The sequence below is a fragment of the Pedobacter sp. genome (assembly GCF_965227205.1).
Lineage (GTDB): Bacteria > Bacteroidota > Bacteroidia > Sphingobacteriales > Sphingobacteriaceae > Pedobacter.
Genome location: NZ_OZ245727.1, coordinates 1,352,039 through 1,377,143, shown reverse-complemented (window position 1 = coordinate 1,377,143; position 25,105 = coordinate 1,352,039). Strand labels below are relative to the sequence as shown.

The 25,105-nt window shown below is 34.8% G+C and carries 22 protein-coding genes; 16 read left to right on the top strand and 6 right to left on the bottom strand.

All coding sequences use genetic code 11. From position 1 onward, the window contains the following. The first annotated feature begins 106 nt into the window (after positions 1–106). From ACO05K_RS05855 to ACO05K_RS05825, 7 genes are all read left to right on the top strand, one after another. A complete protein-coding gene (locus ACO05K_RS05855; RefSeq protein ID WP_421943519.1) occupies positions 107–3,277 on the top strand; it encodes a ligand-binding sensor domain-containing protein in 3,171 nt (1,056 codons plus the stop codon). After that, a complete protein-coding gene (locus ACO05K_RS05850; RefSeq protein WP_421943518.1) occupies positions 3,259–4,068 on the top strand; it encodes a response regulator transcription factor in 810 nt (269 codons plus the stop codon). The genes ACO05K_RS05855 and ACO05K_RS05850 overlap by 19 nt, the downstream gene beginning before the upstream one ends. A 168-nt stretch (positions 4,069–4,236) precedes the next feature. Continuing rightward, entirely contained in the window at positions 4,237–5,757 is a 1,521-nt protein-coding gene (locus ACO05K_RS05845; protein ID WP_421943517.1) for a PAS domain S-box protein, read from the top strand. A 94-nt stretch (positions 5,758–5,851) separates the two neighbouring features. Continuing rightward, positions 5,852–6,475 (top strand): TetR/AcrR family transcriptional regulator, encoded by a 624-nt coding sequence (locus ACO05K_RS05840; protein WP_421943516.1) that lies wholly within the window; start codon positions 5,852–5,854, stop codon positions 6,473–6,475. Between the two features lie 115 nt (positions 6,476–6,590). Beyond that, entirely contained in the window at positions 6,591–8,009 is a 1,419-nt protein-coding gene (locus tag ACO05K_RS05835; protein ID WP_421943515.1) for an SDR family oxidoreductase, read from the top strand. A gap of 141 nt (positions 8,010–8,150) precedes the next feature. After that, positions 8,151–9,524 carry a phosphatase PAP2 family protein gene (locus ACO05K_RS05830; RefSeq protein ID WP_421943514.1) on the top strand — a complete coding sequence of 458 codons (1,374 nt, stop codon included), beginning with the start codon at positions 8,151–8,153 and terminating at the stop codon, positions 9,522–9,524. Between the two features lie 58 nt (positions 9,525–9,582). Next, the gene (locus tag ACO05K_RS05825; RefSeq protein WP_421943513.1) at positions 9,583–9,771 is read left to right on the top strand and encodes a hypothetical protein; all 189 of its coding nucleotides are present in this window, start codon (positions 9,583–9,585) and stop codon (positions 9,769–9,771) included. 9 nt (positions 9,772–9,780) lie between these two features. Here the strand turns inward: ACO05K_RS05825 and ACO05K_RS05820 are convergent, their stop codons facing one another. After that, positions 9,781–11,097 (bottom strand): nicotinamide mononucleotide adenylyltransferase, encoded by a 1,317-nt coding sequence (locus tag ACO05K_RS05820; RefSeq protein WP_421943512.1) that lies wholly within the window; start codon positions 11,095–11,097, stop codon positions 9,781–9,783. A 183-nt stretch (positions 11,098–11,280) separates the two neighbouring features. Continuing rightward, positions 11,281–11,715: an Hsp20/alpha crystallin family protein gene (locus ACO05K_RS05815; protein WP_421943511.1), complete on the bottom strand. Its 435-nt coding sequence runs from the start codon at positions 11,713–11,715 to the stop codon at positions 11,281–11,283. Between the two features lie 67 nt (positions 11,716–11,782). On the opposite strand from ACO05K_RS05815, the gene ACO05K_RS05810 reads away from it, so the two are divergent. After that, positions 11,783–12,265 carry an acyl-CoA thioesterase gene (locus ACO05K_RS05810; RefSeq protein WP_421943510.1) on the top strand — a complete coding sequence of 161 codons (483 nt, stop codon included), beginning with the start codon at positions 11,783–11,785 and terminating at the stop codon, positions 12,263–12,265. Between the two features lie 460 nt (positions 12,266–12,725). Here the strand turns inward: ACO05K_RS05810 and ACO05K_RS05805 are convergent, their stop codons facing one another. Both ACO05K_RS05805 and folB read right to left on the bottom strand, forming a co-directional pair. Then, positions 12,726–14,141 (bottom strand): FAD-binding oxidoreductase, encoded by a 1,416-nt coding sequence (locus ACO05K_RS05805; RefSeq protein WP_421943509.1) that lies wholly within the window; start codon positions 14,139–14,141, stop codon positions 12,726–12,728. A gap of 2 nt (positions 14,142–14,143) precedes the next feature. After that, on the bottom strand, positions 14,144–14,512 hold the full coding sequence (folB, locus tag ACO05K_RS05800) for a dihydroneopterin aldolase (RefSeq protein ID WP_421943508.1): 369 nt from the start codon (positions 14,510–14,512) through the stop codon (positions 14,144–14,146). 111 nt (positions 14,513–14,623) lie between these two features. On the opposite strand from folB, the gene ACO05K_RS05795 reads away from it, so the two are divergent. From ACO05K_RS05795 to ACO05K_RS05785, 3 genes are read left to right on the top strand one after another with little or no spacing between them, the layout of a single operon-like run. Further along, positions 14,624–15,814: an acyl-CoA dehydrogenase family protein gene (locus tag ACO05K_RS05795; protein WP_421943507.1), complete on the top strand. Its 1,191-nt coding sequence runs from the start codon at positions 14,624–14,626 to the stop codon at positions 15,812–15,814. A 42-nt stretch (positions 15,815–15,856) separates the two neighbouring features. Continuing rightward, positions 15,857–16,237, top strand: coding sequence for an SRPBCC domain-containing protein (locus ACO05K_RS05790; protein WP_421943506.1), 381 nt, complete (start codon positions 15,857–15,859; stop codon positions 16,235–16,237). A 48-nt stretch (positions 16,238–16,285) separates the two neighbouring features. Then, positions 16,286–16,498 (top strand): hypothetical protein, encoded by a 213-nt coding sequence (locus tag ACO05K_RS05785; protein ID WP_421943505.1) that lies wholly within the window; start codon positions 16,286–16,288, stop codon positions 16,496–16,498. A 67-nt stretch (positions 16,499–16,565) separates the two neighbouring features. Here the strand turns inward: ACO05K_RS05785 and lysA are convergent, their stop codons facing one another. Together lysA and ACO05K_RS05775 are read right to left on the bottom strand one after the other, a co-directional pair. Next, entirely contained in the window at positions 16,566–17,720 is a 1,155-nt protein-coding gene (gene lysA, locus ACO05K_RS05780; protein ID WP_421943504.1) for a diaminopimelate decarboxylase, read from the bottom strand. A gap of 318 nt (positions 17,721–18,038) precedes the next feature. Beyond that, the gene (locus tag ACO05K_RS05775; RefSeq protein WP_421943503.1) at positions 18,039–19,352 is read right to left on the bottom strand and encodes an aspartate kinase; all 1,314 of its coding nucleotides are present in this window, start codon (positions 19,350–19,352) and stop codon (positions 18,039–18,041) included. Positions 19,353–19,695: 343 nt separating this feature from the next. On the opposite strand from ACO05K_RS05775, the gene ACO05K_RS05770 reads away from it, so the two are divergent. The 5 genes from ACO05K_RS05770 (at position 19,696) to ACO05K_RS05750 (ending at position 25,102) form a co-directional block, all read left to right on the top strand. Next, entirely contained in the window at positions 19,696–21,432 is a 1,737-nt protein-coding gene (locus tag ACO05K_RS05770; RefSeq protein WP_421943502.1) for a phospho-sugar mutase, read from the top strand. Between the two features lie 267 nt (positions 21,433–21,699). Continuing rightward, entirely contained in the window at positions 21,700–22,014 is a 315-nt protein-coding gene (locus tag ACO05K_RS05765; protein WP_421943501.1) for a hypothetical protein, read from the top strand. A 338-nt stretch (positions 22,015–22,352) separates the two neighbouring features. Further along, on the top strand, positions 22,353–23,123 hold the full coding sequence (locus ACO05K_RS05760) for an MbnP family protein (RefSeq protein ID WP_421943500.1): 771 nt from the start codon (positions 22,353–22,355) through the stop codon (positions 23,121–23,123). A gap of 28 nt (positions 23,124–23,151) precedes the next feature. After that, a complete protein-coding gene (locus tag ACO05K_RS05755; protein ID WP_421943499.1) occupies positions 23,152–24,162 on the top strand; it encodes a cytochrome-c peroxidase in 1,011 nt (336 codons plus the stop codon). After that, positions 24,125–25,102, top strand: a complete 978-nt coding sequence (locus tag ACO05K_RS05750; protein WP_421943498.1) for a hypothetical protein — start codon at positions 24,125–24,127, stop codon at positions 25,100–25,102. Before ACO05K_RS05755 ends, ACO05K_RS05750 begins: the two co-directional genes overlap by 38 nt. Positions 25,103–25,105: the final 3 nt, after the last annotated feature.

The following is a 25,105-nucleotide window of genomic DNA, read 5'->3' as shown; positions in this document are numbered from 1 at the left end:
GTTCATCAGTTTCTGAATTTAGCTCAACACATAAAGTCACAATGTAAAGCAATAGATTAACTATCATCTATCGATATTAATATATTTGAAAAAGAATTTAACCAAATTGAAAAAGTCGACCCTGATAATTCTTTTCTTATTTATTGCAATGGTTTCCGTTGCGCAACCCTATTATTTCAGGCATTATCAGGTAGAGAATGGATTATCAAACAATTCTGTTTTTTGCAGTGCACAGGATAATGAAGGTTTTATGTGGTTTGGTACAAAAGACGGTTTAAATCGTTTTGATGGATATCAATTCAAAACATACAGACATAATGCCGAACAGCCCGGAAGTTTAGGGAACGACCTTGTTTATGCTTTACATCAAGATAATGCCAATCGCCTGTGGATTGGAACCAATCGTGGCGTTTACCTGTACTTTTCTAAAACAGAAAAATTTGAATTAATTAAAGGAACGGCAAGCCTAAGAATAAACGAATTAACAACTGACGATAATGAAAATTTATGGATCATTTCCATCAGGCGAACCTACGTTTACAACATCAACCAAAAAAAATTAAATGCGCTTGAAAAGAAAGCAAATTTCGATGCTACATCTGTTTCAAAAATGGATGATGGTAGTATTTGGATTACAACTTTAAATGGTACAATAGAACAATATGATGCAAAATTAAACCGCTTCAATTCTCATTACGTAATGAGTAAAGCTAATCCGAAAGAGAATAGCTGGGTTACAAAAACCATTGATATGGGCAATGGCAACATACTTATTGGAACGGCAAATCAGGGAATTAAAAGCTTTAATCGAAAAACAGGTTTAATTAAAGAAATACTAACATTTAACTCGAATAAAACCTCCATTTATGTGAGGGATATGATTAAAGCATCAGAAAATGAATTTTGGATTGCATCAGAATCTGGTATTTACATTTACAATAATGATAAAATCGTTCAACTCACAAAGCAATATTCAAACCTATATTCTTTATCTGATAATGCAATTTATACACTTCATAAAGACAAGGAAAACGGCATTTGGTCAGGAACTTATTTCGGTGGAATAAATTATTGTTCAAGCCAGTATTCTGTTTTCACAAAGTATTTTCCTCAAAAAGGTATAAATTCTATTAGCGGTAGCGATGTTAGGGAAATCCATAAAGATGGTAATGGAAACTTTTGGATAGGAACTGAAGATGCTGGTTTAAGCATGCTAAATCCCAAAACCGGATTATTTACAAATTTCTTCCCGGATGGGAAACCATCAAGCATTTCATACTCAAACATTCATGGCTTATTGGTTGATGGAAATAAATTATGGATTGGAACTTTTGAGCATGGAATTGATGTAATGGATATCACCACAAAAAAAGTGATTAAGCATTACACGCCTGGAAAAGGAAACTCATTATTAAATGGCTTTATCCTCACCTTTTGTAAAACAAAAAGTGGCGATATTTATTTGGCAACCATTGTAGGTTTATATCGGTACAATAGAGAAAAAGATGATTTTGACTTGGTTGAAGGATTACCTCTGATTTTTTATGCAATTATTACCGAAGATAGTAATGGTAATATTTGGGCAGGATCATTCAACCATGGTATTGTTGTATTCACCCCGGACAAAAAAGGCTTTGTTCAATACGAAAACGATCCAAAAAAACCTAAAAGTGTATCTCATAATACGATTAATGGCATTTATGAAGACAGCAATAAAAACATCTGGGTTTCTACCGATGGCGGAGGATTAAATAAGTTTAACCAGAAAAATAAAAATTTCGACAGAATTACAGTTAAAGATGGTTTGCCAAGCAATTTTCTCTTTAAAATTATAGAAGATTCGGAAAAGAAATTATGGATTGGAAGCAGCAGAGGTTTAGTACATTTTAATCCTCCAAACAAAGCAATTAAAGTTTATTCGAGTTCGAATGGTTTACTTACCGACCAGTTTAATTACAATTCTGGTTTTAAAGATACCGATGGACGCATTTATTTTGGAAGCGTAAGAGGTATGATAAGCTTTAATCCCAAAGATTTAAATACAGTAAGTAAGCAGCCACCACTAAAAATTACTGGTTTTCAAATAAATAACCAGGAAATAGATGTCCTCGGCAAATCTGTCTTATCAGAGTCTATTATAAATACAGCTAAGATTGTATTGAATGATGCTCAATCCTCTTTCAGTCTTGATTTTGCTGCAATTAGCTTTCTTTCACCTGAAATGACACAATATGCTTACCGAATGAAAGGGATTAGTGATGAATGGAATTATTTAAAAACCAATAGGAAGGTATATTTCACTAAGCTATCGGCGGGCGATTATGTTTTCGAAATTAAAGCACTTGCAAATGGAAACACTACGTGGACAAAAAATAACCCACAGTTATTGATAACGGTTTTGCCGCCGTTTTACAAAAGCAACCTGGCTTATTTGTGTTACACAGTTTTATTGGGATTAATTATTTTCTATTCCTTCAGGGCATACCACATCCGCATGGAAAATAGGAATAAGCGTAGAATGGAACGTTTTGAAAACAAAAAGGAAAAGGAAATCTATCAGGCCAAAATAGAATTTTTCACCAACATAGCCCATGAAATCAGAACACCATTAACCCTTATAAAAGGTCCGATGGGAGATTTATTAAAACAGGCAGCAGAAGTGCCCTACATGGAAAAGAAGTTGAAGATAATGGAGCGCAACACCGATAGGCTTTTCAAATTAACCAACCAGCTGCTCGATTTCAGGAAAACAGAAGTAAATGGCTTCTCGCTTAATTTCGTTAAGGCTGATATTTCTGAAATTTTAACAGATATATTTAGTTTTTTTCAAACCATAACCGAACAAAAAAACCTGAGCTATAAACTTGTTCTACCTGAACAAAAATTAGAAGCCTACATTGATACAGAAGCCTTTTACAAAATATTAAGTAACCTGATTGATAACGCGATAAAATACAGCGATTCGCTTATAGAAATCAGCTTAAAAATTCCTGAGGAAGCTTCAGAACATTTTCAAATTACGGTTTTAAATGATGGAAGAACGATTCCGGAAGAATTGCATCAAAAAATATTTGAGCCTTTTTTTAGAGCCACAGAAACCCAGATTAAACAAGGAACAGGAATTGGGCTTTCTTTATCAAAATCTCTCACTGAATTGCATGGCGGGAATTTGAAGGTGATAAATGATGAAACGGGAAACAATCTTTTTGTTTTGGAACTACCAATACATCAATTAATAGAATTTAATTTAAAGGGAAAATGGAAGAAAAGATTATGATAGAAGCGATTACGCAAGAAAACCTGAAGAACAAATTTGTTATTTTATTGGTTGATGATGAAGAAGATATTTTAGAATATGTTGCCGATGTTTTAAGCGAAAAATATAATGTTTTAACAGCAAGCAATGGCTTAGAAGCACTCGAAATCTTAAATCAGGAGATTATTCAACTCGTAATTAGTGATGTAATGATGCCCGAAATGGATGGATTTCAGCTATGCGAAAAAATCAAATCGAATTTTGAGTACAGCCATATTCCTGTTATTTTACTCACCGCAAGAATCGGCTTACAGGCAACTATAGAAGGCTTAGAAGTTGGCGCAGACGCTTATGTAGAAAAACCCTTTAATACAGATTTTTTACAAGTTCAAGTTTCATCGTTACTTAAAAACAGAGATAAAATAAAAGCCTATTTTGCCAGTTCGCCTCTTATACACATTAAAAGCATGGCACACTCAAAAGGCGATGAATTGTTTCTGGAAAAACTTCAGAATTTAATAAATGATAGAATTGATGATGCCGAACTTGGTGTAGATTATCTGGCCGATAATATGAACATGAGCAGGCCAACACTCTATCGTAAAATAAAATCCATTTCAAACCTAAGTGGAAATGAGCTTATTAATATTACCAGATTAAAAAAAGCAGCAGAATTATTAAATGATGGAACGCTTAAAATTTACGAAATTTCGCAGATGGTAGGTTATAATTCTCATAAGCATTTTAGCAGAAGCTTCTCAAAACAATTTGGCATGTCTCCTACCGAATATATCCAATCAAAGCAGAGATAGTTAAGAATAAACATTTTTAAAAGCATTACTTTGCTGCAATAATATATACTACTTGATTTTAAGCAATTAAATACTTGATATTTTACTTTCTATATAATAGTTACCAAAGATTTGCTTAAATTATACCTGATATAATTATATTTCGGTATTGTTTGATAGTATTGAGTGATGAACGAAAGTAAAGAGATAATTAACAAAATAAAGGAATATCAGCAGCAAGAAATTGAACTGAGATTAAGTAATACTGAGATCAAAAGATTAAATGATGCACTTAAAAAAGCAGAAGAAAAAAGCGCTATTCTTAACTCAATTATCGATTCAACAGATGATGGAATAATAAGCAAAAATTTAGATAGCATAATAACCAGCTGGAACAATTCCGCCACTCGTATTTTTGGATATTCAGAAAAAGAAATGATTGGTGCATCGATTTTAAAACTCATACCCGAACATTTACAGAATCAGGAATCGAAATTTTTAGAGCAATTAAAAAAAGGAAATCGCATAGAGCATTTTCAAACCCAGCGTTTACGTAAAGATGGTACTTTAGTTGATGTTTCTTTAGCCATTTCTCCAGTTTATAATCAAGATGGCGCTCTTATTGGCTTATCCAAAATTGTACGAGATATTACCAAAGAAAAAGTAGCAGAATCCATCGGTCAACGTTTGGCTGCAATTGTTGAATCTTCTGATGATGCAATCATCAGCAAAGATTTTAATAGTATAATTACAAGTTGGAACGAGGCCGCAACTCGTATTTTCGGCTACACTGCCTCAGAAATGATTGGAGAATCGATTCTCAAACTCATTCCTACTGATAGACTTGAAGAAGAACCGAAAATTCTCGCTCAACTTAAGAAAGGTATTCGTGTTGAACATTTTGAAACCGAAAGGCTTCGCAAAGACGGAACTTTAATTAGTGTATCGTTAACCATTTCTCCGGTAAAAGATTTGAATGGAAATATTATCGGGCTTTCAAAAATCGCCCGTGACATTACAGAAAAAAGCCTAATAGAAAAGAAGAAAAATGAGTTTGTTAGTTTCGTAAGTCACGAACTTAAAACACCTTTAACGTCTTTAAAATCCTATCTTCAGATGGCTTTGCTAAAACCACAAGATGCTGATTTTATACTCAAAGCTTTAACAAAGGCCGAAACCCAAACCAAAAAAATGGAGCATTTAATCCGCGATTTTTTGAACGTTTCTCGTTTTGAAGAAGGCCATATAACCATAAAGCAAACACCATTTGATATTGTAAAACTTGTTTCAGATTGCATTGAAGATGCAGCAATTGCAAGTCACAAACATAAAGTTGTTTACGAAGGTACTACTTCGATAATTGTACAAGGTGATGAAGAAAAAATTACACTTGTACTAACCAACTTAATTAGCAATGCGCAAAAGTATTCGCCAGACGGAGGAGAAATTAAGGTTTCTTGTGCGTTAATTGAGCATAAAGTTGTGGTTAGCATAAAAGATAACGGAATTGGTATTTCCTTAAACGACCAGAGAAACATGTTTCAGAAATTTTTTAGGGTTGAGAATGAACAAACAAAATTTATTCCTGGCTTCGGAATTGGATTATACCTTTCTTCAACGATTTTAAAACTACACAAATCCAAATTACAGGTAGAAAGCGAGATTGGAAAGGGTTCAGTATTTTATTTTTCACTTCCATTAAACGAATAAAACTTCTAAATTATAATTTAACCCTAATAGCGATTTCAATCACAATTTTATATCCCGGTAATAATTGCGAAATTGCAAGATTAATCAACTTTAAATGGCAAAAAGAATTGTTAAGGGTCCTATTCGCAACAAAGAAAAAACTAAAGAAAAATTATTATCCGCTGTTGGCGAAATACTCAAAACTAAAGGTTACAAAGCGCTAAAGGTAAATGACATCGCTGCTGTATCTGGAGTTAATAAAAGATTAATTTACGAGTATTTTGGTGGGGTTAATGAACTTGCTGATGCCTACATCAAACAACAAGATTATTGGGAAGTATTAAAGAAACTTGAATTACCAATAAACGCAACCAGTAGTGAAGATTTGGTAAAAGATATATTAAAAGGTCAGTTTGATGAATTACACAGCAATCAGGAACTACGTAAAATAATGCTTTGGGAATTATCAGAAAAGAGAGAAATATTAACAGAGCAAGTAAACGAAAGGGAACTTAACGGAGAAAAAATTTTCCAAAGCCTACTCGACCCACATTTTGGCGAAAATGCAAATCGTTTCAGGGCGATTACAGCATTAATAATTGCCGGTACTTATTACCTAAATCTGGTACAAGAAACAAACGGAACAACATTCTGTGGTTTAGATATAAAATCTGATGAGGGTAGAAATGAAATTAAAAATGCTATTGATTTCATTGTAAAAAAGAGTTTCGAGGGTTAAAAACATCGCCGTTGTTTTTTAAGCGACTTCTTTAAAAAAGCATATCTATTAACCACTACTTCCTTATCTGCTTTTAGTTAGCCTAACAAATGCACTAAAAATTTGTTAATCAACTATGAAAATCTTGCTAACTGGTGCTACTGGATATATTGGAAAAAGGCTTTTACCTGCATTAATTGAATTAGGGCACGAAGTAGTTTGTCTCGTTCGAGACAAAGCAAGAATTGATATCAGCGCCTACAAAGATGCCAAAATAGATATTGTTGAAGCAAATCTTGTTAAAAGTGATACAATGCAATTTTTACCGAAAGATATTGATGTTGCATATTACTTGGTTCATTCTATGAGCACTCAGGGCGATTTTAGTGAAATTGAGCTCAAATCTGCCGATAATTTCACTAAATATTTAGATACAACATCAGCAAAACAACTAATCTATTTATCTGGCATTATTAACGAAAAAGAACTCAGCACGCACCTTAAAAGTAGAAAAGCAGTTGAAGAAAGGTTAAGGAAAGGAAAAGTTGCTACAACGGTGCTTCGAGCAGGAATTATTATTGGCTCAGGTAGTGCTTCCTTTGAAATTATAAGAGACTTGGTTGAAAAACTACCGATAATGGTTGCTCCAAAATGGCTTAAAACCAGATGCCAACCCATAGCCATTAGAAACGTTATCGAGTTTCTTACAGGAGTACTCGAAAAAGCAGAAACTTATAATAAGCATTTCGATATTTATGGTCCTGATTTATTGAGTTACAAACAAATGCTCGAACAATTTGCCAAGGTGAGAAAGCTTAAAAGGAAAATTATCATCGTTCCGGTTTTTACACCAAAACTATCTTCATATTGGCTTTACTTTGTAACTTCTACCTCATACGATTTAGCTAAAAACTTAGTCGATAGTATGAAAATTGATGTAATTCCTGAGGAAAATGATTTGTCTCAAAAACTCAATATTCAACTAATTCCATACGTACAGGCTATCGATATGGCATTTGAAAAAATTGAGCAAAATTTAGTCTTATCAAGCTGGAATGATTCTTCAGGAAATAGCATTTTCCGAAATGGTTTATCTAAACATATCGAAATACCAAAATTTGGCGTGCTAACGGATAAACAAGAAATGAAAACTAACAATCCCGAAGAAGCGCTTAAAAGAATATTTTCTATTGGAGGAAAAAATGGTTGGTATTATGGAGATTGGCTTTGGGGCTTTAGAGGATTTCTCGATAAACTATTTGGTGGTGTTGGGTTAAGACGAGGACGTAAAAATGCTCAGCAAACTTCACCCGGAGATGCGCTTGATTTTTGGCGTGTGATTTTATCATCAAAAGAACAAAAAAGACTTTTACTTTATGCCGAAATGAAACTTCCCGGCGAAGCATGGCTGGAGTTTTGTATCGATAAAAAAGGGATAGTTCATCAAACCGCTACATTTCGCCCGTTAGGAATTGCGGGTAGATTATATTGGATAGCCATGCTACCGTTTCACTACTTTATTTTCCGGGGCATGCTTAAGAGGATAGTTCAATAATACGGAGAAGACATTAATAGTTTAGATTTTCAAATTGCTTAAAGCTAAATTTGGAAATTCAAATGGTGAAAGTTAGATTTGGCAAACTGACCAAATTCATAACTGTTTAAAAATCTCCTAATTACCATCCCTCAAGCTTAAATGATTAAAGTTTTATCCCTGATATTATTTATCTTTTTATTCCCTGTTCGTAGTATTTGCCAAATAAGCCCAGTCGACACTGCGTCAGTTGTCCAAGAATATCCTGAATCTTCAAATCATTTTTCAAAAGTTGCAATTCCATCTTTAGTTCTTTTTTCGGCTAGTGCCGTTAGCTGGAAAAATAGAGAAGATATTAGAAAATTCAGAAACCGGTACATACCAAACTTTCGCAATCGTTTTGATGATTATCTTCAATATGTACCAGCTTTAAGCGTATACGGTTTAAATGCTGCCGGAGTAAAAGGTAAACACTCAGTACAACGAAGCACTGTTTCTTATCTGTTTTCTGCTGCAAGCATGGCTCTTGTAGTAAATACCTTAAAGCATTCTGCAAGAGTTGAACGTCCTGACGGTAGCGCATTTAATTCTTTTCCCTCCGGACATACTGCAAACTCTTTTATGAATGCCGCATTTTTAGATAAGGAATATGGTCAATATCGCCATCCATTATATGGAATTGGTGCTTATGCTATGGCAAGTGCAACAGCCGTTGGCCGACAAATGAACAATAGACATTGGGTTTCTGATGTTTTAGCTGGTGCCGGAATTGGATTGCTCTCAACAGAACTGGGCTATTTTATTACCGATAAAATTTACAAAGGAAATGGCATCAGTGAAAGTTTTGCGAAAAAATATATGCCACGAAGCGAAAAACCCAGTTTTATCGGTATAAATCTTGGAATTGCAAGAGCTGTTACACAAGATTTGAATAATCCGAATGGAAGCATTAATGCCGAACACGGTTTCGGAATGGAACTAAGTGGAGCTTGGTTTTTTAAACGAAACTTCGGTATTGGTGGAAAGTTTGCCTTTTCCAGTTTCCCCATTATAAATGATAATTACAGGTATTCTGACCCAGATATCCCTAAAATTTCTGATGACATCTACACGCAGCCTACAGGGGTGAGATACTTTCACTTTGGCCCCTATTTCTCATTTCCTTTAAAAAAGGGATTCTCATTAAATGCTAATATTTTAGGTGGGAAATCAATTGGTGCAGAAGGGAATATTATTTTAGATTTAAAGGAAGAATATCAATCTATATTTAATACGGTAGAACTACCTTACTTTAAATACAAGCCAAAATTAGCCGGAAGTTGGTCCTCGGGCTTTTCGGTTCAAAAATTATTAAACAGAAACCTTGGTGTAAAGGCTTTTGCTAACTACTTTAACTCCAAACATATATTCAAAGTAGATTATTTGAGCAGTATAGATCCTGATGGAAAATATATTTACAGCCCTAAAAATGAAGTTTCAATTCGATATAACCATATTGTTTATGGCTTAGGTGTTTCTGCACTTCTTTGGAATTAAAAAAATCAAAACAATACTCAGTTTAAATGCTTACTTAATAGAGATAAAATTTAAACTTATGAAAAAGCCACTTTTAATATTATCAGTTCTTGCTGTAGTAGCCATTGGATGTAATAGCAATAAAGCAGATGAGAAAAATGCTGACAGCATGTACAAATACACCGATACAACTAAGGTTATCGATTCATTGTCAACAGATACCACCGCAGATTCTTTAACGAATGCACCAGCAGATGCAAGTCATTAATAAATTTGCTTACACAGTTTTTACTTCATCATTTGCATAATCTTCAATATCGGTTATGTAACCATTTACTAAAAGAAAATCAAATAACGGTTTTGCTTCTGGCGTAACAGGCATATTAGCAGTTGTAATTACTTCGTTCGTTTTTTTATCTAAAAAAGGATATGCAAACAACCTAACATTGGTGTTAAACATATCGTTAACGTAGCTTAACAGCTGACCAGAGTAGTTTTCTCCTTTAAAATTTGTAGAGTTAAACACAAATTTAAGGTTATTGATATTGGTTGCTAAACCAACGCTTTTAGGTTTACAACGGGCTAAATATTTTGCCAATCGATTATGGCGGGTAAAGTTTGATACGATTACAATGTTTCCGGTATCGCACATTTCCTGGGCACGTTTTGCAACTGATTCTAAATCGATATCGTCAGGCGTTTCTTGTTCATCAGTTAAAACATTGGTTAGCAAAACCTCAATCATAACCGCAATGTTGCCATCATCAACTTTGTTGGTACGCTTAAATTGATCAGTTGCTTTATTAAATAAATTAAAGTTTGGTAATGATTTTTGACCGTACTTGGTTCTCAAAATCATGATGTCTTTTTTGTATAATAAATCTTTTGCCTGGCGAGGATGTGCATCTGCATCGAAAATTGCAGCAGCAGAGAAATCCTTCATAATCATATAAAGATTAAGTAGAATATTGTCAACATCAGGAAAAGCCGGGCCTTTAACAGAAATTAAATCGATTTCTACTGAACCAATTGTTAGGTTATCAGCCAAAGATTCAACCATTATTTTAGGTTCGTGGTGATGGTAAAATGCAGCATAAACTAAATTCACACCAATAATACCCAAAACCCTTTGTTGCATGTTTACATCCGTATCAAGCAACCGAACATGAAAAAATATTTCATTAGGTAAACCTCCTGGTTCATTCTGGAAACGGATTCCAATCCAACCATGCGGCTCGTTTGTACGTTTGTAATTTAAAGTCGTAACGGTATCTGCAAAGGCGAAAAATGTTCTGCTTTCATACTTCTCTCCAGATAATCTTTCATTCAATAAACCAAACTCATGGTCTAGCATTTGAATTAAACGATTTTGAGAAACATAGCGACCATTAGTTTCTGCTCCATAAATGGCATCACTAAAAGTCATATCGTAAGCCGACATCGTTTTGGCTACTGTTCCAGATGCTGCGCCAGCGTTAAAAAAGTTTCTCGAAACTTCCTGTCCTGCTCCTATCTCGGCAAATGTGCCATAAATTCTAGGGTCAAGGTTTATTTTTAATGCTTTACGTTTAGTATCCAGAATTTCTCTTACCATGCCGCAAAAGTACAAAAATGGTTCATTAGTTCATTTGGAAATTAGTTTAACTTTTTAACACCAATGAACCGATGACAAATGAACCGATTCACTAAAAACAAAATAAGGTTAGCACCATCCAGTGCTAACCTTATAAAACCTAAACTTAAACTATTATGAAATCCTCTCTCGAGAAACTCTTTATTAAGACACTACAATTTCTTTGTGTTGCGATTTTGTATCGTCTTTTTTATTGATGGTGATATTTAAAATACCATCTTTATATTCTGCAGTAATTTTTTCAGCATCTGCTGTATCTGGTAAATTAAACGATCTTGCAAACGAGCTGTAATCGAATTCTTTACGTGTAAAATCTTTAGCTATCTGGGCTTCGTCTTTTTTAACTTCTGCCCACACAGAAAGCGTGTCTTTTTTTAAGTTGATTTGAAAATCTTCTTTCTTTAAACCCGGTGCTGCTAACTCGATATTATAAGCAGTTTCATTTTCGTAAATATTTACGTTTGGCGATTTATCAACCATTTTATTTTTAGTTACGGCATCGCTAAACAATGAATCAAAAACATTGTTAAAGTAAGGAGCTGTGTTGCGGGTTCTGTTGTTAAAATTTACAAGTGTCATATCTCTAATTTTTATTTTTTTAATTGATACAAACCAATATTCAACTTACATACCAAACCAAAAATTTATGATTTTTAAGACATTATGGCAAAATATTTCTAAATCAAAAGACAAATTGTCAGAAAATAAGATTATTTCAGACAAATTCAACTACAAAACCAATATTCATTTAAGATTTATTGATTTTGATTTGATGGGGCACGTTAACAATTCAGTATATTTTACTTACCTGGAAATAGCCAGAGCAAAATATTGGGAAGAAATTGTAAAATGGGATTGGAAGAAAACCGGAATTGTAATTGCCCATGCAGAATTAGACTATATTTTACCTATTGTAATGAACGATAAAATTGCGGTCCATGTAAAAACATCAAGAATTGGCAACACCAGTTTTGATTTAGATTACCAAATTGTAAAAATTGTTGGCAACGAAGAAGTGGTTTGTAGCAAGGGCAAAACCGTTTGCATTGCTGTAGATTATACCACCAGCCGACCAACAGCCATTCCAGAAGCTCAAAAACAAAAAATGCTTGGTTTTGAGCAGTTGTAACTTACGAGGTCTACTGGCAAAGAAGTTTATTAGACTTCGTAAGTTTAGCCTATAGCGACCAAATAGGATATCAAAAACTCGAAAGCAAAAAAGTTTAAATTATGCTTTCGAAGAATTTGAAAAGCAAATTACTACAACTATTATTGTTAGTCGGGCTTTACGCTAAATCTTTTTGGCTTGAAAAGAAACTTACGAAGTCTACTGATACAGATGCTTAGGGAGACTTCGTAAGTTTAGCCTGAAGCAGCCAAAAAGTATATCGCTTCAATCCCGTTTAGGTGGCTCGGCAACAACAAATATTTGTAGTTGCAAAACGTTCTTGAACCTTCCGTTAATTTTAAACCCGACAGTAGCGGCAGCCCCGAGTTTTTTCAACGAGGGCTACAGCGAATGGCGGGACTACAATTGCCACGATTCACTGAGCATACATTTCCAAAACTTAATTACAAATACAAGAAATTTAAAAATATATTTTATCAGGCATAATTTTCCCAGGATTTAAAATCCCATTCGGGTCGAAAACCTGTTTTATGCCACGCATTAAATTCAAGTGAATTTCAGAATATTTAATCGGCATAAATTCCTTTTGAACCAAACCAATTCCATGCTCACCAGATAAAGTACCGCCCAAAGCAGTGGTTAATTCGAATATTTCGGCAATACCAAACTTCAGTTTATCTTTCCAATCGGCATCGCTCATTCCGGCTTTTATAATATTTACATGTAAATTTCCATCGCCTGCATGGCCATAACAAACACTTTCAAAACCATATTTTGCACCAATTTCTTTAATACCATTAACCAGTTTAGGCAAAGCGGCACGAGGCACAACGGTATCTTCTTCTTTGTAAACAGAATTAGATTTTACAGATTCGGCCATTGTTCTACGCATTCGCCAAAGTTCCTCTTTCTGCGAAGCCGTATCAGCAAACAACACTTCGGTACAATTATGTTCTTCTAAAACGATATTGGTTTTTTCGCAATTCTTAAAGATATCGTCTAAATCATCGCCGTCAAATTCTATCATTAATAAAGCGGCAACATCATCTTTCAAATCGAATTTTATATCATCGAATTTAATTACCCACTCCACTCCTTTTCGCTCCATAAATTCTAAAGCAGATGGTGTTACACCTGCCCTAAAAATTGCCGAAACTGCAGCACAAGCATCTTCATTAGTGGCAAATGACCCCATCATTAAAACTGACTGACTTGGTTTTGGCAAAAGCTTAGTTACAATTTTCGTAACCACACCTAATGTTCCCTCCGAACCAATCATTAACTGCGTTAAATTATAACCCGATGCATATTTTAAGGTATTAGCACCCGTCCAAATGATATCGCCATTTGGCAAAACGACTTCAAGATTTAAAATATACTCACGAATAGTACCATATTTTACCACTCTTGGTCCACCAGAACCATGCGCAACATTACCACCAATAAAACAAGAACCTTTGCTGCTTGGGTCAACAGGGTAAAGCAATCCTTTTTCTGAAACAGCATTAATAAACTCTTCGGTAATTACGCCAGGTTCAACCGTGGCTTGCAAATTCTCCGTATCAATATCGATAATTGATTTAAATTTCTCCATTGATAAAGAAACGCCGCCATAGATTGGCAAGGCTGCGCCGCTTAAACCCGTACCGCCGCCACGAGGCGTTACCGGAATATGATGTGCGTTGCAAATTTTCAAAAGCGCAGATACATCTTGGGTAGTTGTTGGTTTTACCACAATTTCTGGTTGGTAGCGCAAATCCTCTGTTTCATCATGACTATAACTATCCAAACTTTCGGCGTCAGTAAAAACTTTTTCAGCCCCGATAGCAGCTTTTATTTCTTCTAAAATCTCGGCGTTTATTTTGGTAAAATTCATTTTTATTTGGCTGTGGTGTAAGATAATTTAACAAAAGAATGCCCAATTTGTCCGGGCATTGGTGGGTTTAGCTTTTTTATGCTAACATTAACGGTTTCTACAAATGGATAAAGCTTAATAACTTTGGTAATGATGTTATTCAAAACGGTTTCTAAAAGCTTTTGAGTGTTTTTCATTTCTTCTAAAATGATGCTATTTAGATCTTCGTAATTTACGGTTTGATTTAATTCATCATCGAAACCAAGAGGCAAAAACTCGGTTTCCAAATCAACAATAAAATGATTACCAATTAGTTGCTCTTCAGGATAAAAGCCATGTAGTGCGAAACATTTAACATCTTTTAGCGCTACCGTTTGTTTTATGTGATTCATTAATGTTTTGTATGCATCAAAAATAATTTTTATTTACGAATATTACGCCCATTGCCGCAAATTGTTACCTTTGAAATGAACGCTTTTGATTAACCAAATTAGAATACAACAATGAGCAAATCAACAAAAAAAGACTTGTACGAAGCACCAGACTATTATTTATTGGATGAGTTATTAACTGACGAACATAAACTAATTCGCTCTACAGCAAGAGATTGGGTAAAAAAGGAAGTTAGTCCAGTTATCGAAGATTATGCTCAAAAAGCAGAATTTCCGAAACATTTAATAAAAGGTTTGGCAGATATTGGGGCTTTTGGACCAACAATTCCCGTTGAGTATGGCGGTGCTGGCTTAGATTATACTGCTTATGGAATTTTAATGCAGGAAATTGAACGTGGCGATTCTGGAATTCGTTCTACGGCATCTGTTCAAGGCTCATTAGTAATGTATCCAATTTATGCATACGGAACTGAAGAACAACGTAAAAAATATTTACCAAAATTAGCCAGCGGCGAAATGATGGGCTGTTTTGGCTTAACAGAGCCAGACCATGGTTCAAATCCTGGTGGAATGGTTACCAATATTAAAGATGCAGGTTCTCATTACATTTTAAATGGTGCTAAAATGTGGATTAGCAATGCGCCATTTGCAGATATTGCTGTTGTTTGGGCTAAAGATGAAGCCGGTAAAATACGTGGAATGGTTGTAGAACGTGGAATGGAGGGTTTTTCTACACCAAAAACACATAATAAATGGAGCTTAAGAGCATCAGCAACGGGCGAATTGGTTTTTGATAATGTTCAGATTCCAAAAGAAAATGTTTTCCCGGAAATTAGCGGATTAAAAGGACCTTTAGGTTGTTTAAACCAAGCTCGTTACGGAATTGCCTGGGGCGCTTTAGGTGCTGCAATGGATTGCTATGATACTGCACTTCGTTATTCGAAAGAAAGAGTTCAGTTCGGAAGGCCAATTGGTGGTTTCCAATTACAACAGAAGAAATTAGCCGAAATGGTTACTGAAATAACTAAAGGTCAATTATTAGTTTGGCGTTTAGGTGTTTTAAAAAGCGAAAACCGTGCAACTGCTGAACAAATATCAATGGCAAAAAGAAACAGTGTAGAAATTGCTTTAGATATTGCAAGAAATGCCCGCCAAATGTTGGGCGGAATGGGAATTACCGGAGAGTATTCAATTATGCGCCACATGATGAACCTTGAATCGGTAGTTACTTATGAAGGTACACACGACATCCATTTATTGATAACTGGAATGGATGTGACTGGTTTGAACGCATTTAAATAGTTTCAGGATTTTCAAGATTTAAGGATTTTAAGATTAATAGTGATGAGAGATTATAAAAAATACACCTACATACCTGCTACCCCAGAAGAAGTTTATTTAGCACTTACAAAAGACATTAGCATTAAGCTTTGGACTGGTGCTGAAGTAGAATTTGAAGAAAAACCAGACACAGAATTTTCTTTTTGGGATGGCGATATTGTTGGTAAAAATTTAGAGTTTGAAACCAATAAAAAAATTGTTCAACAATGGTATTTTGGTGAAGATGGAGAACCATCAATTGTAACCATTAAACTTCATGCAGAAAAATCTGGAACATCTTTAGAATTTAAACAAACCAATATTCCAGAGGAAGATTTTACTGATTTTACCGAAGGAATTGAAGAATATTTTATTGGAGGGTTGGTCGATTTCTTCGACGAATAAAACATAAAGCTAGTCTTACTGTTTTGATTCTAATCAATATATAAAATCATGAACAAAACCGTAGGACTTATATTAATTTTAGTAGGAATAGCAATGCTTGTTTGGACAGGCTTTTCTTACACCAGGAAAGAGAAAATTGTTGATGCCGGTCCGATACAAATCTCAGCAGATAAAGAAAAATCGGTTAACTGGCCACCTTATGTTGGAGGTATAGTTTTGGTTGCAGGCGTATTTGTATTTGTGGCCTCGAAAAGGAAATAGAAGGTTTGTCATTCTGAGCTTGTCGAAGAACAATAATGCATTTCGACAAGCTCAATGTGACAAGAGCCTAAATCTCCGTACTATAAACCGTTCTTATTGCATCTCTTAAATTATATTTCGAAGCCATTACTTCTCCATAAGCACCAGCACTACGGATGGCGAAAATATCTCCTCTAAAAGATTCTGGTTGCTCCACTTCTTTACCAAAGCAATCTGTGCTTTCGCAAATTGGACCAACAATATCATATTTTACGGCTGTGCCTGTTCCACGACTTAAATTTTCAATTTTATGGTAAGCTTGATATAAAGCCGGACGCATTAATTCCGTCATACCAGCATCTAGAACCACGAAGTTTTTCTTTTTACCGTTTTTAATATATAAAGCTCTGGTTATCAAAGAAGCTGATTGCCCAACTAAAGCTCTACCTAACTCAAAATGCACTTCCTGATTGGGTTTAATTTCCAGAAAATCTTTAAAAATTTTGAAGTAAGATTTAAAATCAGGCACTTGGTTGTCAGGATTGTAATAATCGATACCTAAACCTCCGCCTACGTTTAAAACTTCAATTCTAAAACCTTTATCTTCAAACCAGGCTGCAAATTCGTTTACACGTACACAAAGGTTTTTATAAACATCCAAATTTGTAATTTGAGAACCAATGTGGAAGTGAATTCCAATGAATTTCAAGTTTGCAGATGCTTTTAAAGTTTCAGCACATTCGGGCAAATCCCATGAATTTACACCAAATTTATTTTCATCCAAACCTGTTGTAATGTTGTGGTGCGTATGAGCATCAACATTTGGGTTAATGCGAATAGCCACTTGCGCAATTTTTCCTTTTGCAGCAGCCAATTCATTTAAAACTTCTAGTTCCTGAATAGATTCTACATTAAAGCAGAAAATATCCAAATCCAAAGCTTCATTTATTTCTTTATCAGATTTACCAACTCCGGCAAAAACGATTTTTTTGTGGTCAAAACCAACTTCAACTGCTCTTCTCACCTCTCCTGCGCTCACACAATCTGCACCAAAACCAATGGTTTTAACTTGCTCGAGCAAAACTGAATTAAAGTTCGCCTTTAGCGCATAATGTATGTGAAACTGATAAGGTGCTGCTGCTTCCGAACAGGCGTTCAATGTTTTCTGCAACAACTCTGTATCGTAGTAGTAAAATGGTGTTTCAATATTGTTAAACTTTGATATATCTTTATCGCCGAACATGTTCAAATTCCTTATTATAATTTTAATTTTATTCTTTGGGCTTATTTATTGGGGCAATTACCTCGATTTAAAGCATGGAAGAATTACCCAAAAACAATACAACGGTAAAATCCGATTCACAATCGTGCTACTTTTGATTGTCTTATTCCTTATTTTTATACGAAAATGAAGATAGTAGCAGCCATTTTTATCATTCTTATCATCACGTTAGGTTTATTTAATTCCTACAAAAAACATAAAAATAATTTATTACCAGCAAGCTTTTTAGCTTTTCACTTTATTATTGGCTTACTGGTAATTCTTGGCGCTTTTTATCTTCTATTCGAATAATCTGTTGTGAAGACTTCTTAAAGCTTCAGTTTTATACTCGCTTAAAATCAATAACGAAACGTTATAATTACTTCCACCGTAAGAAATCATACGAATCGGAATGTGTTTTAAACCTTCTAAAACTCTGCTTGCAAAGCCATGTTTTTCCGAACCGAAATCGCCTACAACACAAACAATACTGTGGTCGGTATCTACCTCAACCGTTCCAAAGCTTTCCAACTCCTCGATAATTTTTGGAAGATTTCCAATTTCATCAATGGTTAACGAAACTGCAACCTCTGATGTAGTAATCATATCGATTGGCGTTTTATAACGCTCAAAAACCTCAAAAACACGACGTAAAAAACCATAAGCTAATAACATTCGGCTCGATTGAATACGAATTGCAGTAATTCCATCTTTCGCAGCGATTGATTTAATCTTTCCCTTTTCGCTATCGTGAGTAATTAAAGTACCGGCAGCACTAGGCTCCATAGTATTTAACAAACGAACTGGAATTTTGTATTTCTGTGCCGGAAAAACAGATTGTGGATGCAAAATTTTTGCTCCAAAATAAGCCAACTCAGCCGCCTCATCAAAAGATAATTGAGCAATCGGCTTGGTTCCTTTAACAATACGAGGGTCGTTGTTGTGCATTCCATCAATATCTGTCCAAATTTGAACTTCTTCTGCAAGAATTGCCGCACCCAATAAAGATGCCGTGTAATCACTACCTCCACGACGTAAGTTATCAACTTCACCAAAGCTATTGCGACAAATAAAACCTTGTGTAATGAATAATTTATTGCCTTTATGTTGTTCTAATAATGGTGTTAAGTGTTTTGTTGTGAAAGGAATATCTGGCTCATTATCCTCATCCGTTTTCATAAAATCTAATGCTGGCAGTAAAACAGATTCTACACCGATTGATTTTAAATAGATATGGTATAATGTTGTAGACAATAATTCGCCTTGCGCTAAAACAACTTTCTCTTCAATTGGAGTAAAAATATCATTGGTTAAAACGGCTAAAAAGCTAAAATGGTAATCGATTACTTCATTTCCCATTTCCTGAAAATCAGCAGCGGGCAAAAGTTCAATTACAAAATCCTTATATTTTTGATATAAATTTTCAACGCACTCGCTTCCCTTCTTCTTATCTCCAGCTAAAAAATAATTAGAAATTTCCACTAAGCTATTTGTGGTACCAGACACAGCTGATAACACTACAATTTGCTCTTCATTTGGATTAATGATATCCAACAACTTCGTCATGCGCTCGGGACTACCAACTGAAGTACCCCCAAATTTTAAAATTTTCATCGAGTTATAGTTTGTTTTCACTTGTGATGAAGCCATTCGCTTTTTATCACACTACGTGATTAAAAACCAAAGTGGTTTCATCTAATTAATTATTATTTTTAGCTGTAATAAAAAGAACACAATTTTACATCGTGCTAACCAGATATAAAAAAATGTGGTTGCATCATTTTTAATACTGGATTTTCTTTATTATTGTATCGGGGCGTGAAAATAAGCAAAACAAGCTTAAAAGCAACATCCTCAACAAAATAAAATTTGGAATTGGTTAAATATTTCCTTTACAACCAAACTTCCAAGCATAAAAATTTGTTCAACACCAGATATTAAATTAAAATATAGCTCAATGCAATCAATTGACCAATCAACCCAAGCCACAATTAATCAGTGGTTAAGCGGAAATTACGACGAAAAAACCAAGTCAGAAATCCAAGCGCTTGTAGACAAAGACGCAACTACAGAACTTATAGATTCATTTTATAAAAGTTTAGAATTTGGTACTGGCGGTTTACGTGGAATTATGGGCGCTGGCTCTAATCGCATCAATAAATACACTATAGGAACTGCTACTCAAGGTTTAGCAAATTACTTAAACAACAAATATCCAGGCGAAAAAATAAGTGTAGCCATTGCTCACGATAGTAGAAATAATTCTGATTATTTTGCAAAAATAACGGCTGATGTTTTCTCGGCAAACGGCATTCACGTTTACTTTTTCGAGGCATTAAGACCAACACCTGAGTTATCTTTCGCTGTTCGTCATTTTAACTGCAAAAGTGGTGTAATGTTAACGGCATCGCACAATCCAAAAGAGTATAATGGTTATAAGGCTTATGGTGCTGATGGCGGTCAGTTTACTTCTCCAGATGATAAATTGGTTATCGATGAAGTAAATAAAATTCAAAGTATTGATGAAGTTAAATTCGATAGAATTGATGCTAATGTTGAACTGATTGGCGAAGCTGTAGATAAATTATATTTAGATGGAATTACTGCGCTTTCAATTTCTTCTGATGCAATTAAAAGACAGCACGACCTGAAAATTGTGTACTCTCCTATTCACGGTACAGGAATTACTTTAGTTCCAAAAGCGCTTGAACAATTTGGTTTCACTAATGTAACAGTTGTTGAAGAACAAAGTAAACCAGATGGTAATTTCCCGACGGTTGTTTACCCAAATCCCGAGGAAAAAGATGCTTTAACTTTAGCAATGAACAAAGCAAAGGAAATTGATGCGGATTTAGTTTTAGCAACCGACCCAGATGCTGACCGTGTTGGTATTGCAGTTAAAGATAATAATGGCGAATGGGTTTTACTAAACGGTAATCAAACGGGCAGTTTATTAATTAATTACATTGTTTCGGCTTGGGAAGAAAAAGGCAAACTTACAGGTAAGGAATATGTGGTTTCTACCATTGTTACAACCAGCTTAATTAAAGCAATTTGTGATGCTAAAAACGTGGAATACTTTAATACCTTAACTGGTTTTAAATGGATTGGACAAATTATTACCAAACTTCAAGGCGAAAAAACATTTATCGCAGGTGGTGAAGAAAGTTATGGTTATTTGGTTGGCGAATTAGTTCGCGATAAAGATGCCGTTGTTTCTGCTGCATTTATTTCTGAAATGACTGCTTACTATAAAGATAAAGGTGCAAGTTTATACAATGCACTTTTAGATATGTATGTAGATTATGGCTTGTACAAAGAAGATTTAGTTTCGCTTACTAAAAAAGGTAAAACTGGTGCGGAAGAAATTAAAGCTATGATGGAAAAATTCAGAAACAATCCGCCAGTATCATTAGGTGGTTCTAAAGTTTCTGTTTTGAAAGATTACGAATTAAGCCAGGAAACTGATTTAGCAACAGGAAAGGTGACAAAATTGGATTATCCGGCTTCTGATGTATTACAATTCATTACTGAAGATGGGAGTATTGTTTCTGCCCGTCCGAGTGGTACAGAACCAAAAATTAAGTTTTATTGCAGCGTAAATGCGCCTTTGGCAGATAGAGCTGATTTTGCAAAAGTAAACCAGGAATTGGGTGATAAGATTAGTGCGGTAATGGCAGATTTGCAGGCATAGGTTTTAGTTAGCCACAGATTTACAGATTAGATAACATGAATCCAGATGCAGTTAGCATCTGGATTTTTTGTTTAATTGCACATTCCTACACAAAAACAGTTTGTAAAACAAGGATGTTATGAAAGGTACCTTCCTAAAATATAAATCTGTGGCTATATTATTTTTCTTTGCTGCAATCAATTTCGTTTGTACATTTGCAGCTAAATACAAATGTTAAAACGAGCCCTAATATTTCTTTTAGTAATCTGCACAATCTCTAATTGCTACATGCAATTAATTGTTTATTCGGGTTATAAAGTAAATAAAGAATACATTACCTCAGTATTTTGTATCAACAAAGCGCACCCAGAATTACATTGTGATGGGCAATGTTTCTTAGCCAAAAAATTGAAAGATTTGGATGGCAAAAACAAACAAACTCAAGATAATTTAAAAAGAGTAATTGAAGCTGAACCAGAATTTAAACTGGTAAGTTTAAATCATCAAATACCTTATTTCATCATTAAATCAGAAAGTGGTTATCTAGAAAAACCAATTAAAGACCTTTCTATTTCTATTTTTCATCCACCGAAAACGGTTTAATTAAAATTTATTTTTTTAAAGTAACGGCTTTGCTGTTGATTGTTTTGGCTATTTGTCATACTGAGGGTTATTTTATTTCATAAAAATCAATATAAATAAACTTTCTAAGACGGTCGTCATTGCGAGGCACGAAGCAATCTCATAGCAAATAGATTGCTTCGTGCCTCGCAATGACGACTAGAGGTAAAAAACATCAACGGTAGTACAGCGAAGCATCATTACTAAAAACCACTATTCTGTTTTTCGCTGTAACGTTAATTTCTACTGAAGTGTTAGAGATTCTTCATTGCATTCAGAATGACAGAAGACTATAAATTCACTTATTCAATTTTCAAAAAATGAAATTATCACAATACTTATTGGCATTGTTATGCCCTATTATACTTTTATCATCTTGCAAAAAAGATGCTGATGAAATCTCAACAGACACAAAATCAAGTTTTACTTTAGAATTTGAACATCAGGTTAACGGTGCTGCTTTGGCTTTAAATACTTCAACATATAAAAATGCCAAAGGCGAAGATTACAAAATAAATGTGTTTAAATATTATGTGAGCAATATTAAACTCAGCAAAGCTGATGGAACAACCTATTTAATTCCAGAAAGTTATTTTTTAGTTGATGAATCTAAACCTGCATCCAAACTTGTGACGATTAGCGATGTTCCGACAGGAGATTATACCAAAATCGAATACACCATTGGCGTAGATTATGCCCGTAATTTCGCAGGTGCACAAACAGGGGCTTTAGACCCAGTAAATGGCATGTTCTGGACTTGGAACAGTGGCTACATATTTGTAAAACTAGAAGGAACCTCGCCACAATCAACAGCAGCTAATAATGCCTTAACTTTTCATATTGGTGGTGTTTTAGACCCGAACAATACCATCAGAACGTATTCTACAGAAATTAATGCTGCCAACCCACTAAGAATAAGAACAGATGCGAAACCCGACATGCATTTCATTGTAAATGCAGCAGCACTATTTACTGGCACAACAGATATCAGTTTTGCTTCCTTAAATTTTACAATGGGTGGCGCTAACTCGGTAATTGTGGCCAATAATTATGCTAAAGGTTTATTCCGTTTAGACCATATTCATAATTAATATGCTGCAAAAATTAACAGTCTTTGCAATGCTTTTTTTAAGCATTGCATTGATGTATGCTTGCAGTAAAAATGAAGATGGAATTACGCCTGAGGAAAAGAAAATATCTTTTCAAGTTCCGTCTAATTTCCCTGCTCCAACATACAATTTCGAAGAAAATAAATTAACCGATGCAGGTTTTGCTTTAGGAAAAAAACTCTTTTACAATGCCCGTTTATCGGCAGATAAAAGTGTTTCTTGCGGAAGCTGCCACCAGCAATTTGCAGCATTTGCAAATCTCGACCACAAGGTAAGTCACGGCGTAGATAATTGCCAGGGAAAACGCAATGCTCCACCTCTTTTTAATTTGGCTTGGCAAAAAGCTTTCTTTTGGGATGGCGGCGTAAAAAACATCGAAACCTCTCCTTTAAACGCCCTAACTGATGTTTGCGAAATGAAAACGGATATCGAAACCGTTGTTACTTTTTTGAAAGGTACAGCACCATATCCAGAAATGTTTAAACAGGCTTTTGGTTCTTCTGAAATCAATTCACAAACTGTTTTAAAGTCCATCACGCAATTTATGGGCATTTTAGTATCGGGAAACTCTAAGTACGATAAGGTCATGCGTAAGGAAAATGGAATTTCTTTCACTTCGGATGAACAGTTTGGTTATAATTTATTTAAACAAAAATGTGCTTCGTGCCATTCTGAACCCTTTTTTACTGACTTCTCTTACAGAAGCAATGGTTTAGATTTAGTAAGTGTTGACGAAGGCCGTTCTCATATTACTGGCCTGCAAAGCGATTTTGGAAAATTCCGTATTCCAAGTTTGCGCAACATCGAATATACCGGTCCCTACATGCACGATGGACGTTTTTACAATTTAGATGAAGTTTTAGAGCATTACAATTCGGGCGTTAAGGCTTCCGAAAATTTGGATTCATCACTAAAAAATGGCATCCAGTTAAGCAGCTCAGAAAGGGCACAAATCAAAGCATTTTTAAAAACACTAACCGACAATGAGTTTATCAAAAATAAATTATATAGCGAATCGTAAATTATTAATAATCGCATTTCTTTTAATCGGCAGTAACGTTTTTGCCTGCGATATTTGCGGTTGTTTTATGGGAATTACGCCTTACTATAACAGAAACAGTATCAGTTTGCTGTACCGTTATCGCTCGTTTAATGGTTACAATGGGCAATCACATTCCTTATTCCCTAACGGAGGAAAATTCTTTATCCCTGCTAATAGCCAGAATTCGCCAATAACTGGTCACGCTGGAAATCCTGATGATTATGAATTATACCGTTCCATGGAAATTAGAGGTAAATATTTCATCAATAGCAAATTAGAAATTAACGCAATTCTGCCTTATGTTTCAAATAGCGAGCGTTACAATGGTTATACTTCTACAATTGGAGGCATTGGCGATATAAACCTTTATGGTGGTTATCACCTTGTGCAAAAATTAGAAGATAATTTTAAGCAGCAACTTATCGCAGGTGCAGGAATTAAACTCCCGACAGGAAAAAATGATTTCAAAAACACGGCAGGTATTCGTTATTCGTCGTTACAACAAGCTGGAACAGGTAGTACGGATGGTTTTATTTACTTAAACTATATGGTTGGTTTGGGCAAGTTTGGCGCAAGTTTAAATACCTCCTACAAGGTAAACGGCACCAATAATCGCGATGAGGGAATTGCAAATAGCACAACCAGTTTCCTGAATATTTTCTACACACAACGCATTGGTAGAGATGTACAAGTAATGCCCTCGCTTCAGTTTTTCTATGAATATTCTGGCGGAGAAAAATATAAAGGAACGAAAACCGGGGAACATGTAATGAATAATTTAATGGGTGGTGCTGGTGCAGATATCTTCTACAAAAACATTGCACTTAATGTTGGGATGCAGAAAAATATGTGGGAGGCAAAAACAGACCATCCCATGAGTGCAGGTAAAGTTTATATTGGTTTAACCTATAATTTTTAAAGA